This window comes from Brevibacterium samyangense (assembly GCF_039529845.1).
GTDB lineage: Bacteria > Actinomycetota > Actinomycetes > Actinomycetales > Brevibacteriaceae > Brevibacterium > Brevibacterium samyangense.
Genome location: NZ_BAAANO010000031.1, coordinates 1,383 through 13,966 on the forward strand (window position 1 = coordinate 1,383; position 12,584 = coordinate 13,966).

Sequence of the window (12,584 nt, forward strand, 5' to 3'; positions counted from 1 at the left end):
GAAAGCCGCGTGGCGCCTCGGGCGGGGGACGAACCCTGCCCGAGGCGCCACGTGAGTCCCGGCGGTACCGGAGTTCCGGCAGCACCGGGGTTCAGGAGCGAGCTCCTTCCGGCGCGTGCCTCAGAACCCTCGTGCCTCAGAAGCTTCGTGCCTCAAAAGCGCTGCGAGGCGAGGTCGGCGCCGGCGACGAGCGCCTCGAGCTTCGCCTGCGCGATCTCCGGGTGCACCCGGCCGCCGAGTCCGCAGTCGGTGGAGGCGACGACGTTCTCGGGGCCGACGAGCTTCGCGAAGTTCGTGATGCGGTCGGCGACGAGTTCGGGGTGTTCGACGACGTTCGTCGAGTGGGAGACGACGCCGGGGATGATGTACTTCCCCTCGGGCAGCTTCGTGTCCTCCCAGATCTTCCACTCGTGCGCATGCCGGACGTTCGCGGCCTCGAAGGTGAAGCCGGCGGCGTTGTGCTGGAGGACGACGTCGACGATCTCCTTGAAGGGCAGGTCGGTCACGTGCGGGCCGTGCCACGAGCCCCAGCACGTGTGGATGCGGACCTGCTGCGGGTCGATGCCGCGGAGGGCGTAGTTCGTGGCCTCGACGCTCAACTGCGTGAACTTCCGGTAGTCCTCGTAGGACGGTTCCGGGTTGATCTGGTCGAAGTTCTCCGCGAGCGAGGGGTCGTCGATCTGCACGATGAGGCCGGCGTTCGTGATCGCGAGGTACTCCTCGCGCAGGACGTCGGCCCACGCCCACACGAACTCCTCGTAGGAGTCGTAGTACTTGTTCTCGATCCGCGCGCCCGAGGCGGGGGCCAGCGAGTTGAGATACCCGCGGGAGGAGTCGTAGCCGGCGGCCTCGAGTCCCTTCTTCACGTTCGCGATGTCCCGCTCGATCTGCTCGTGACCGGCATAGGAGATCGGGCCGACGGCCTGCGGGAAGCCGGGCTGCTCACCGGTGTCCGTGCCGGCGTGCGGGTCCGAGTACGCGCCCGGGAACAGCGCACGGTCGCGGCGGCCCTGGAACGAGGTGAGACGGATGTTGCCCGGTTCGCTCAGCACCTCGGGCAGCTCCCACAGGCCCTGGCCCGAGATCTCGAGGCCGTTCGTGCGGGCGAACGAGTAGTGCCACCAGGCGCCGTAGTCGAAGTCGGCGGCCATCGCGTGACCGTACTCGCCGTCGTTCGGTTCGCTGATGCCGAGCGCCTTCTGCCGCTCGACGATGCCGACGACGCTGTCGGTGAGAAGTGCTTCGTACTCCTCGGCGCTCACCGAGGCGTCCTGCTTCGCCTTGTTCGCGGCGATGAGCTCGGCCGTCCGCGGGAGCGAACCGGCGTGCGAGGTGCGGATCTGTGCAGTCATGAGTATCTCCTCCAGTTGTGCCCGTGTAACCCGGCTAGGTGTGGGTGACCCGCGTGGCGCCTCGTGAGGGTGGCCCTGCCCGTGAGGAGGGCGGTCCTGCCGGTGTGGAAGGCGGCCCTTCCTGGGAGCAGGAGAGCGGTCCCTCCCGGCGGGACGTGGTTCCGGCGGGTGGGGCCTCGCGAGGGTGCCCGTGGACGTGGTGTCCGGTGGACGTGGTGTCCGCGGGCGGTGCGGGTGCCGTCATCGTGGTTCGGACGTGGGGAGGCTTCCGCTGCGGTCCGTGATCCGGCACGTTCATCGGACCACATACCGACGATTCGGAGCGTGAGCGCTGTCATATTCGTCATGGATCATGCATCGGAACGGTTTCCGGTGGGGTGGCGGTGGGTGCGGCAGGGCCGTTCAACGAGTTCGCCGAGTGCGGCCCTTTGTGCCTCGTTCGCCCCCGATTCCCGCACAATGCGTCGCACAGGTGAATCCTGTTGCCGGGTGCGGGCGTGACCCCGCTGCCGGAGCCGACCGCCACGGCGGGACCGGCCGACCCTGCCGCCACCGCCGAGGCGCCGACCACCGACGCCGCACCGGCACCGGAGGCCCCGCTCACCACCCTCTCCCCCGCTGCGACCAATGCACTCTTCGAGGTGACGCACACCGGCACGAAGACGCCGTTCACCGATCTCTCGACCGCACCCACACGCCCGCAGGAGTTCACGTTCTCGCTCCTGACCGACCGCACCGGGTTCGCGCGCACGGGTGTGTTCCAGCGCGGCATCGAGGTGACGAACATGTTCCGTCCCGACTTCGCCGTGCAGATCGGCGACTCGATCGAGGGATACACCGAGGACCTCGAGAAGATCGTCGGCCAGTGGGAGGAGTTCGACGCCATCACCGACGAACTCGACGTGCCGCTGTTCCGCGTCCCGGGCAACCACGACATCTCGAATCCGACGATGCGCGAGGAATGGCTGCGCCGCCACGGGGCCCTGTACTACGCGTTCCGTTACCGCAACGTCCTCTTCGTCGTGCTCGACACCCAGGACCCGCCGCAGTCCTTCGAGGACATGGGCATGACGGCCGAGCAGTTCGCCGATCTCGAGACGACGATGCTCACGACCCTCGAGGAGGACCCGGACTCGTTCTTCGCCGGACACGACGACGCGGCCGACGGCCCCATGCCGGCAAACTTCTCCGAGGAGCAGATCCGCTTCTTCGAGGAGACCGTCGAGGCGAACCAGGACGTCGACTGGACCTTCGGCCTCATGCACATGCCGGTCTGGCAGGACCGGGAGAACGCCGCCTACCAGCGCTTCCGGGCGGCCCTCGGCGAGCGGGACTTCACGATGTTCGCCGGTCACTGCCACAACTACAGGCGTGAGGTCATCGACGGCCGCGACCACATCCTTCTGTCGTCGACCGGCGGCGTGTGGACGACCTCGAACCCCGAGGGTTCCTGGGACCACGTCGCGCTCGTGCAGATGACGCCGAACGGCCCGCGGATCGCGAACGTCGTGCTCGACGAGGTCCTCGGCGTCGACGGCGGCACCTACATCCCGAAGAAGCACCTCGAGGAGCCGATGGTGTTCGAGGTCGCCGACAAGCACTGAGGCCGGCCCGCCCGGGGCTGACAACGCGATCGACCAGCGCAACGCATTGTGCTGCATTCCTGCAGGTATGCAACACAATGTGTCGCCCTGGTCGATCTCGTTGCATTCATCCGGCTCGCCTTCACCCGAACAGCACCCGCCGGAATGCGTCGATGTCGCACACGGTCCTCCAATCGACATGCACCGGGATCCACCCGAGCGCACGGAGGTCCATGTCCGGTCGTTTCTCCCTCCTGATCGACTCCGCTCCGTCCCCACCGTCGACGGTGTACTTGCCGTAACCGTCCATCTCGAGTGCCGTACGCGTCGCCCGATGCCCGAAATCGATCGCGTAGGTACTCCATCCGTGGGGCGCCGTCACGCGGACCTGCTGCTCCCACTCCTGCCACCGTCCGAGGTGGAACAGGTTGAGTTTCACGAGCGACTCGCCGACGCTCTCCGAAAGGTCGGACGCAAGCTCCAGAAGTGTCCGGACGACCTTCTTCTCACCCTGCGGGTGCCGACCGACCGCAGCGAGAAGGTCCTCCCGGCTGCACTTCTCGGAATGCAGCGCCGCCTCGGCCATCGGTAGTCCGATCCGTAGCCCGTGCGCGAGTGTCATGTCGACACAGGTGCGCGCGATCGCGGTGACGCTCCGCCCATCGACGACGACGCAGTCCTCGGGATCGGGCAGCGCGGTGCCGTAGTAGTCGAGGTTCCGACCCCGGTAGCGCCGCCCCGGTCGGGTGAGCGACACCGTCGGCTCCAGAGGGAACGCGAGTGCGAGATCGAGCAGCCGTGCGGCACTCGCATGGGAGTACACGAATCCGCCCGAGCGCATGAGGTCGGCCGGGCGATGTGAGCCCTCGAACGCCTCGAGAAGAATCGCGGCGAACTCCCTCTCTCCTTCGTGCCGCGGGATTCCGGCCTCCACCACCCTGCGTACGCGTTCTCTGTCCTCCTCGGAGAGGAGCGCCGCGCGGACGCGTTGTCAACAGAGAGCCGACTCACCGCTTCATCGGTCTGTGACCGCACATGGTCCGTCGAGATCGGACACCCTGCGCAACCCGATCGGAGACAGCAACAGAAAGTGACTCATCTCGGATCCTGTGCGTCACTTTCGGTCGTCCACAGCCGAAAACTCTGCACAGACCCCACACGAACTCCACACGCCCCTTTTCGGCCCGGGGCTCTTGTTCTTCTCCGCGCTCTCTGCAAGCGTGAGGCGCAGACGCATGCCCTGCACAGATACACCCGCAGGGCCAACCGCCTCACGCAGGGCACACACGCACACGACACACATGCACAGGCACGATCCGTTCGAACCGGACCCCACCGGTCCCGACCCGAGGAGTTCGCCCATGCTCACCCGATTGCACGATCTACTGCGACTGCGGACCTCACCGCCGGTCTTCTTCGGCGCGGCCGGAGTCATCCTCCTGTTCGTCGCCGCGACGCTCGTCTTCACGGAGCCGGTCGGCAACGCGACGGGAGCGGCGTCGGCATGGCTCATGGACTCGTTCGGGTGGTTCTACGTCCTCGGGGTCTCGGTCTTCCTCGTGTTCCTCCTCTACATCGCGATGAGCAGGTACGGGCGGGTGAAGCTCGGCCCGGACGACGAACCGCCGGAACACTCGGGAGGCGCATGGTTCGCGATGCTCTTCGCCGCGGGCATCGGCACGATCCTCATGTTCTGGTCGGTCGCGGAACCGATCTCGCACTTCGCCAAGCCCCCGCGCGGGGAATTCCTCGGCATCGAACCGGAGTCCACCGCGGCTGCCGTGGACGCCATGGACTTCACGCTGTACCACTTCACGTTCCACACGTGGGCGATCTTCACGCTGCCGGCGCTGTGCTTCGCGTACTTCATCCACAAGAGGAATCTGCCGCCGCGCGTGTCCTCGATCTTCCAGCCGCTCCTCGGCGAGCGCATCCACGGTCCGATCGGGAAGTTCATCGACATCGTCGCGATCATCGGCACGATCTTCGGTGTCGCGGTCTCGATCGGCCTCGGCACGCTGCAGATCAACGGTGGTCTCGGTCAGCTGTTCGGGATCCCGCAGAACGCCGGCTGGCAGCTCATCATCATCGGGGTCGTCACGCTCATCGCCATGGTCTCCGTCGGCCTCGGACTGGAGCGCGGCATCAAGACCCTGTCGAACATCAACATCGTCGTCGCGGTGCTGCTGCTCGTGTTCGTCCTCGTCGTCGGCCCGACGCTGTTCGCCCTCAAGGGCACGATCGAATCGTTCGGCAGCTACGTCCAGGCGCTCCCGCAGCTCGCGTTCTGGAACGACACCTTCGCGAACACCGGATGGCAGGCGGGGTGGACGGTCTTCTACTGGGCGTGGACGATCACGTGGTCGCCCTTCGTCGGGATCTTCATCGCACGGATCTCCCGCGGTCGCACCGTCCGTCAGTTCGTCCTCGGCGTCCTCGCGGTGCCCTCGCTGTTCTCCGTCGTGTGGTTCGGCATCTTCGGATACTCGGCGCTCGACATCGAGATCAACGGTGAAGGCGGGCTCGTGGAGCGAGTCGTCGAACAGGAGGACATCCCCGGCGCACTCTTCGAGTTCCTCTCGAACTATCCGGCGGCGTGGTTGGTCTCCGTCATCGCGATTCTCGTGGTCGTCGTTTTCTTCATCACGTCGATGGACTCCGCGGCACTCGTGACGGACACGATGGCGAACGGGCACGAGGACTTCAATCCGCTCGGTCAACGCTTGTTCTGGGCGCTCGCGATCGGGCTCATCGCGGCGACACTGCTCGTCTTCACCGGTGACGGAGGGCTCGAGGCGCTGCAGTCGGTGAGTATCCTCATCGGCCTGCCGTTCTTCGTCATGGCGTACTTCCAGATGTTCGCGCTCCACCGCGCGCTGCGTGAGGACTCCGCGGATCTGCCGGACATGCGCACTCGCGAGTGGAAGAAGGTGCTGCCGCCGGAGGAGTTCGAGCGTCGCGCGGACCCGGACGACGACTACGAGTACGACGACGTCGAAGCGGTCGTCGAACCGGAGGCGGAGACCGAGGTCCCGGTCATGCGGGACCCCTACGTCGACCCGGATCCGGAACCGGAGCCCACCGCCGAGGCGCCCCGCACCAAACGCAAGGTCCGCACCCTGGCAACCCGCACGGGGAGCAAGCCCCTCCCACCCCGCACCTGACGAGGGCCGCGCACCCTCCGGGGTCGGCCTCACACCCATCGCGGGGCTCATCGGTCCGGACGCTCCCTCCGGCCCGCCCGCCAATGGATTCGCCCAGGAAAATCGAAACGCTTGCCGCCCCGCGATATGCAAACCGATTCGATTTCCCTGGGCGAACGCGTTGACCCGAATCCCTCAGCGCGAGCCCCGCCCGCGCGGCCCGAGCGCCGGCTACGAGAGCGCTTCGCGGAGGGCGGGTTCGAGTTCGGGGTACCGGAAGGTGAACCCGGAGGCGAGGAGTCGTTCGGGGAGCACCCACCTGCTCTTGAGAATGAGTTCGGTCTCGACCCCGTTGATCATGCCGCCGACCTCGAGCGCCCACCGGGGCAACGGCGGGCCGAACCGCACGCCCATCACCTTCCGGAGCGTCGCCATGAGGGTCGCGTTGTCGACGGGATTCGGTGTCGAGAGGTTCACCGGTCCGTCGAGTTCCGGATGCGCCTCGAGGTGGTCGATCGCGCGGACGACGTCATCGATGTGGATCCAGCTGAACTTCTGCTTCCCGCGGCGCGCGCCCGGAAAATGTGCAGTGCCGGCTTCCTTGCGGGCCCGGGTCACCGGCCACCACCCGTCGCACTGGGTGCCGCCCATCCCCCAGCGCGTGAGCGACGCGAGTTCCGGCAGCACTCCCCCGTGCCCGAGGACGATGGCAGTGCGCAGTGCGACGCGGCGGGTACCGGGGAGGTCGTCGGCGAACAGGACGCGTTCCCAGCTCTTCGCGACGTCGACGGAGAAACCGGTGCCGAGCTCTCCGGTGGATTCCGTCATCGGTCGGTCCTCGGCGTGCCGGTAGATCGTCGCGGTCGACGAGTTCACCCAGACCGGCGGCGGCGCCGAGGCCGAGGCGATCGCTCGCGACAGTGCTGCCGTCGTCAGCTCCCGTGAGGAGAAGATCTCCGCCCGGTTCCTCGCGTGGTAGCGGCAGCCGACGCTCTTGCCCGCAAGCCCGACGACGAGCGCCGCACCGTCGACCGCCTCGGCGATCCCTGAGGTGTCGTCCCAGGTGAGGTCCGCACCGGAACGGGAGATCGTGACGACCTCACGCCCGGCCGATCGGTAGACCTCCTGCAGGCGTGTCCCCATGAATCCGGACGAACCGCCGATGACGACGCGACCGTCCACACCGTTCCCCGCCCCGCCTCGCGACGTCACGTGGCTACTCCGCGATGCCGAGGGTGTCGAGGATCCACGCCCATTCGAACGCGGTCTCCTTCCAGGCCTCGTACCGCCCGGACTTGCCGCCGTGACCGGCGACCATCTCGATCTTCATCATCGCGTCGGCCCCGACGTCCCGCAGGCGCGCGACCCACTTCGCCGGTTCCACGTACAACACGCGGGTGTCGTTGAGCGAGGTGATCGCGAGGATCTTCGGGTACCCGCCGGGCCCGAATCCTCCGAGGCCCGCACGCACGTTCTCGTAGGGCGAGTACGACTTGATGTACGCGTAGACCTCGGGGTCGTGCAGCGGGTCGCCCCATTCGTCCCACTCGATGACGGTGAGCGGCAGCTCGGGCATGAGGATCGAGGTGAGAGTGTCCACGAAGGGCACGTGCGCGCTGATCCCAGCGAACCGGTCGGGTGCGATGTTCGCGACGGCGCCCATGAGCAGACCGCCGGCGGATCCGCCCATCGCGACCATCTTCGCGGGTTCGGTCTGCCCACTGTCGATGAGGTGGTCGGCGACCGCAACGAAGTCGGTGAACGTGTTCTTCTTCGTGAGTGTCTTGCCGTTGTCGTACCAGTGGCGGCCCATCTCGCCACCGCCGCGCACATGCGCAACGGCCCAGACGACGCCTCGGTCGAGCAGCGACAACCGGGCCACCGAGAAGTACGGGTCCATGCTCGCCTCGTACGAGCCGTACCCGTACAGGAGCGTTTCACGTGGACCGTCGGCAGCGACGGCGTCCGGCCGCCACACGAGCGACACCGGGATCTTCGTCCCGTCGGAGGCCTCCGCCCACTGGAGATCCTGCGTGTACGCTCCGAGGTCCACTCCCCCGAGCACCGGCTGCTGTTTGAGCACCGTCCGCTCGCCGGTCGCGACCTCGTACTCGAACACCGTCGTCGGCGTCGTGTACGAGCCGTACGCCATCCGGATGCGCGGCTGCACCCACTCGGGGTTGCCCATCACGCCCATCGTCCCGATCGGTTCCTCGGCGGTGACCTCGATGAACGCACCGTAGGGGCTCGCCGAGGCGCCCTCGGCTCCCGAGGCGCCCTCGGCTACCGGAGCCCTCTCGGCTCCCGAGGCGCCTTCCCCTCCCGAGGCGCGTGGCGCCTCGGCGGGTCCACCGGGAGTTCCGCCGCCGGTGGCGGCGCCACTGCCGGCGCCGCCGCGCACCGGCACCACGCCGACGCGCGCGAACCCGCCCTCGCGGTAGGAGACGGCGAAGAAGTCGCGGAAGGTGGAGACGTCCTCGATGCGTTTGCCGGCGGTGACGTCCTCGCCGGCCGGGCCGTGGAGCACGGGGCGCCACTGTTTCTCGTCACGCGGGGCGATGACGGGCACGTCGACGACGTCGAAATCCGCGCGGTCGCGGTTGTGGGTGATGACGAACCGGTCCTCCTCGACACCGTCGGACTTCGGGACGACCGCGTGCGTGACGCTGTACTCGACGCCCTCGACGAGGGGCCAGATGTTCACCGGTGTGCCCTCGGGTTCGGAGGTGTCGATGTACCAGTAGCTGCTCGAGATCTTCGAGCCGATGCCGATGAGCAGGTACTTCTGCGATCGGGTGAGGCCCATGCCGACCCAGTAGCGTTCGTCGGGCTCGTGGAAGATCTCCACGTCCTCGTTCGCGGAGGTGCCGACGCGGTGGCGCCACACGCGGTCGGGTCGCCAGGCGTCGTCGACGGTGCAGTAGTAGACGTACTGTCCGCTCACGTCGAAGAACGCGCCGGCGAAGGTGTTCGGGATCTCGTCCGAGAGGTCCTCCCCCGTGGCGAGGTCGCGGATGCGCAGGAGATAGCGCTCGTCACCGGCGACGTCCTCGCCCCAGGCCAGGCGGGTGCCGTCCGGGCTGTAGGAGAACGATCCGAGCGAGAAGAACTCCTTGCCCTCGGCCTCGACGTTGGAGTCGAAGACGACGACCTCACCGGGCAGGGTCTGCCCGTCCTCGACGACGGGTGGGGTCCAGTCGGCAGGGTCCGTCACCGGGACGCGGCAGTGCACCGCGTAGTCCTTGCCCTCGAGCGTGCGGGAGAAGTACCACCAGTCGCCGCGCCGCACGGGCACGGACATGTCGGTCTCCTTCACACGGCTCTTGATCTCACCGAAGATCGTCTCCCGCAGCCCCTCGAGGTGGGCGGTGCGGGCGAGCGTGTAGTCGTTCTCCGCCGTGAGGTGCGCGAGGACCTCCGGATCCTCCTTGTCGCGCAGCCATTCGTACGGGTCGACGAAAGTGTCGCCGTGATGTGTGCGTTCGTGGGGGCGCTGTTCGGGGACGGGAGGCGCCGGCGGGACCGTGGGCGCAGCGGCACCGTCAGTGGGCGCAGCGGCACCGTCGGCGGACGCAGAAGGATCAGGAGGCGTGGGGACCGAATCGCTCATGGCAGCACCCTAGTCGGCGGGACGGACACGAACACTCCCGAACGGTGGCCGCCCCGCTGTCGTCGCACGAGCGACGTATGACACCGCATGACGACTCGGGACTTCACACTCCGTCACGGAAGTTTCCTCGGGCAAGGCATCGGAGCACGATGGCAGGAATCCCCCGTCACGAACCTCACGAAGGACTCCACATGACCGCCAGCCCCGGCTCCGTTCCCGCCTCGGCCCCCGCCACCCCCTCGTTCGCCACCACGGAAACCCACACGGGCTACGTCCCCGGCACTCCGCAGAACCCCGTCGCGGTGCCGATCTACCAGTCCTCGGCGTACGAGTTCGAGAGCTTCGAGGCGGCGCGGAACCTGTTCGCGCTCAAGAGCAGCGGGAACCTCTACTCACGCAACGGCACGCCCACGCAGGCGGTGCTCGAGAAGCGGGTGAATGCGCTCGAGGGCGGCGTCGGTGCGCTGGCGGTCGGGTCCGGGCAGGCGGCGGTGGCCGTCACCCTCCTCACGCTCGTCCACACCGGTCAGCACATCGTCGCGTCGAACAAGATCTACGGCGGGACGACGGATCTTCTCACGGATACGTGCAAGGACTTCGGGATCGACGTCACGCTCGTCGACCCGCTCGATCTCGACGCGTGGGAGGCGGCGATCCGTCCGGAGACCCGGGCCGCGCTCGTCGAGGGCGTCGGCAATCCGATCGCGACGCTCGCCGATGTGCGGGCGATCGCGGACATCGTGCACGCGCACGGGGTGCCGCTCGTCGTCGACAACACGGTGGCGACGCCGATCCTCTTCCGCCCCTTCGAGCACGGTGCGGACTTCGTCGTGCACTCGGCGACGAAGTTCATGGGTGGGCACGGGACCTCGGTCGCGGGCGTCATCGTCGACGGCGGCACGTTCGACTTCACGGCGGAACCGGAGAAGTGGCCGACGTTCACCACCCCGTACGCGCGGTACGCGGACCTCGTGTTCACCGAGGAGTTCGCGCTGCCGGCACCGGGTGTGCCGCGGGAGGACGGGAAGAGCCCGTTCCTCGTGCTCGCCCGGTCGAAGGGTGTGCACGACCTGGGCCCGTCGCTCTCGCCCTTCAACGCGTTCCAGATCCTCCAGGGCATCGAGACCCTGTCGCTGCGGATGGACCGCCACACCCGTTCGGCGCTCGAGGTCGCCCGGTTCCTCGAGGCGCACCCGGCAGTGGCGAAGGTCCACCACCCGGGGCTCGAATCCCATCCGGACCATGCGACGGCGGAGCGTCTGTACCCGCAGGGCATCGGTTCGGTGTTCTCGATCGACCTCGCGTGCGGTGAGGACGAGGACCCGATCGAGGTGTCCGGTCGGTTCATCGACTCGCTCACCCTGTTCGCCCTCGTCGCGAACATCGGGGACGCCCGCAGCCTCGTCGTCCACCCCGCGACGATGACGCATTCGCGGCTCAACGCCGAGCAGCGTGCGGAGGCCCAGATCACGCTCACGACCATCCGCCTGTCGATCGGCCTCGAGGACGTCCGTGACCTCACGGCGGACCTCGGGAAGGCACTCGACCGGGTGCGGCCCGCCGGGCAACACGCGGCGGGGCAGAACACCGCTGGGCAGCACATCGCCGGGCAGGCAACTGCCGGGCAGGCACCTGCCGGGCACCCCGCCGAGGCGGTGCCGGGTGGGCGCGGCGCCTCGGCGGCCGTTCCCGCCTGAGAGGGCGGTTCCCGCCTCCCGCCGCCCCCGCCCAGCCCGCCCGACCGGCCGTACCCCGGCCACCGGAGACCCACGAAGGAGAACCCATGAAGTTCGGTTACTGGACCCCCGTGTACGGCGGGTTCCTGCGCAATGTCCAGGACGAGGGGATGCCCGCGACCTGGGAGTACATCAAGCGGATCAGTCGGCAGGCGGATGCGGCGGGCTTCGATCTCACGCTCGTGCCGGAGTTGTACCTCAACGACCGGAAGGGGATCGAGGCGCCGAGCCTCGAGGCGTGGTCGCTCGCGACGGCGATCGCGGCGGTGACGGAGAACCTCGAGATCCTCACGGCGATCCGGCCGGGCTATCACAATCCGCAGGTGACGGCGAAGAAGCTGTCGACGCTCGCGGACATCTCCGGGGACCGGTTCTCGCTCAACGTCGTCGCCGCGTGGTGGCAGGACGAGGCGACCCAGTTCGGTGGGGTGTTCCCCAGTCACGACGACCGGTACGTGCACTGCACCGAGTTCGTGAATGCGCTGCGCGGGCTGTGGACGCAGACGCCGTACAGCCAGCACGGGGAGTACTTCGATTTCGAGGGCACGATCGTCGAACCGAAGCCGCAGGTGCTGCCGAAGATCTATGCCGGCGGGGAGTCCGAGGGCGGTCGGGAGGCGATCGCCGGGTTCGCGGACTCGTACGTCACGCACGGCGGCACCGTCGAGGAGATCCGGGAGAAGGCCTCGGACGTGAACGCGCGGCGGGTGCGTCTGCAGGGTGCCCCGTTCGAGACGATCGGGATGTCCGCGTACATCATCGTGCGGGACACGGAGGCCGAGGCGCAGGCGGAGCTCGAGCGCATCACGACCGTCGATCCGAACTCGCCGGGTTACGCGTCGTTCGAGCAGTTCGTGCAGCACTCGAAGCTCGATGTCGAGGTGTCGAAGCGGGAGTACTCGGTGGGAACGCGGGCGTTGCGTCCGAACCTCGTCGGGACGCCGGAGCAGGTTGCGGAGCAGATCCGGGACTATGCGGACGCGGGGCTGAACCTCCTGCTCATCCAGGCCTCGCCGCTCGACGAGGAGATCGACCGGATCGCCGAGCAGCTCATGCCGCTGGTGAAGGAGGCGGTGCCGGAGGGCGCTGCGTCCGAGGCGGGCGCAGCGGAGGCCGCCGCGCCGGCTCTCGTGTGAGGGCGCTCCGTTTCCCGTTCCACC

8 protein-coding genes are annotated in these 12,584 nt (G+C 68.0%); 4 read left to right on the forward strand and 4 right to left on the reverse strand.

Annotated elements, in window-relative coordinates; all coding sequences use genetic code 11:
• Positions 1 to 152 precede the first annotated feature (152 nt).
• Positions 153 to 1,352 (reverse strand): cobalamin-independent methionine synthase II family protein, encoded by a 1,200-nt coding sequence (locus tag ABD172_RS13485; protein WP_344310446.1) that lies wholly within the window; start codon positions 1,350 to 1,352, stop codon positions 153 to 155.
• Between the two features lie 497 nt (positions 1,353 to 1,849).
• Here ABD172_RS13485 and ABD172_RS13490 point away from each other — a divergent pair, with 497 nt between their 5' ends.
• Positions 1,850 to 2,956, forward strand: a complete 1,107-nt coding sequence (locus ABD172_RS13490; RefSeq protein WP_344310448.1) for a metallophosphoesterase family protein — start codon at positions 1,850 to 1,852, stop codon at positions 2,954 to 2,956.
• A 121-nt stretch (positions 2,957 to 3,077) separates the two neighbouring features.
• Here the strand turns inward: ABD172_RS13490 and ABD172_RS13495 are convergent, their stop codons facing one another.
• Positions 3,078 to 3,872, reverse strand: a complete 795-nt coding sequence (locus ABD172_RS13495; RefSeq protein WP_344310450.1) for a hypothetical protein — start codon at positions 3,870 to 3,872, stop codon at positions 3,078 to 3,080.
• Between the two features lie 424 nt (positions 3,873 to 4,296).
• On the opposite strand from ABD172_RS13495, the gene ABD172_RS13500 reads away from it, so the two are divergent.
• Entirely contained in the window at positions 4,297 to 6,099 is a 1,803-nt protein-coding gene (locus tag ABD172_RS13500) for a BCCT family transporter (RefSeq protein ID WP_344310452.1), read from the forward strand.
• 210 nt (positions 6,100 to 6,309) lie between these two features.
• Here ABD172_RS13500 and ABD172_RS13505 read toward each other — a convergent pair whose 3' ends face one another.
• Both ABD172_RS13505 and ABD172_RS13510 read right to left on the reverse strand, forming a co-directional pair.
• Positions 6,310 to 7,221, reverse strand: coding sequence for an epimerase (locus ABD172_RS13505; protein ID WP_425546693.1), 912 nt, complete (start codon positions 7,219 to 7,221; stop codon positions 6,310 to 6,312).
• Positions 7,222 to 7,294: 73 nt separating this feature from the next.
• Positions 7,295 to 9,688 (reverse strand): S9 family peptidase, encoded by a 2,394-nt coding sequence (locus ABD172_RS13510; protein WP_344310455.1) that lies wholly within the window; start codon positions 9,686 to 9,688, stop codon positions 7,295 to 7,297.
• Positions 9,689 to 9,879: 191 nt separating this feature from the next.
• Here ABD172_RS13510 and ABD172_RS13515 point away from each other — a divergent pair, with 191 nt between their 5' ends.
• On the forward strand, positions 9,880 to 11,385 hold the full coding sequence (locus ABD172_RS13515) for an O-acetylhomoserine aminocarboxypropyltransferase/cysteine synthase family protein (RefSeq protein ID WP_344310456.1): 1,506 nt from the start codon (positions 9,880 to 9,882) through the stop codon (positions 11,383 to 11,385).
• An 86-nt stretch (positions 11,386 to 11,471) separates the two neighbouring features.
• Positions 11,472 to 12,560, forward strand: coding sequence for an LLM class flavin-dependent oxidoreductase (locus ABD172_RS13520; RefSeq protein WP_344310458.1), 1,089 nt, complete (start codon positions 11,472 to 11,474; stop codon positions 12,558 to 12,560).
• Positions 12,561 to 12,584: the final 24 nt, after the last annotated feature.

Coding starts and splice junctions, on each gene's coding strand:
- ABD172_RS13485 (WP_344310446.1), bottom strand. CDS start 1,352: ATGACTGCACAGATCCGCACCTCGCACGCCGGTTCGCTCCCGCGGACG.
- ABD172_RS13500 (WP_344310452.1), top strand. CDS start 4,297: ATGCTCACCCGATTGCACGATCTACTGCGACTGCGGACCTCACCGCCG.
- ABD172_RS13510 (WP_344310455.1), bottom strand. CDS start 9,688: ATGAGCGATTCGGTCCCCACGCCTCCTGATCCTTCTGCGTCCGCCGAC.
- ABD172_RS13515 (WP_344310456.1), top strand. CDS start 9,880: ATGACCGCCAGCCCCGGCTCCGTTCCCGCCTCGGCCCCCGCCACCCCC.
- ABD172_RS13505 (WP_425546693.1), bottom strand. CDS start 7,221: ATGGGGACACGCCTGCAGGAGGTCTACCGATCGGCCGGGCGTGAGGTC.
- ABD172_RS13520 (WP_344310458.1), top strand. CDS start 11,472: ATGAAGTTCGGTTACTGGACCCCCGTGTACGGCGGGTTCCTGCGCAAT.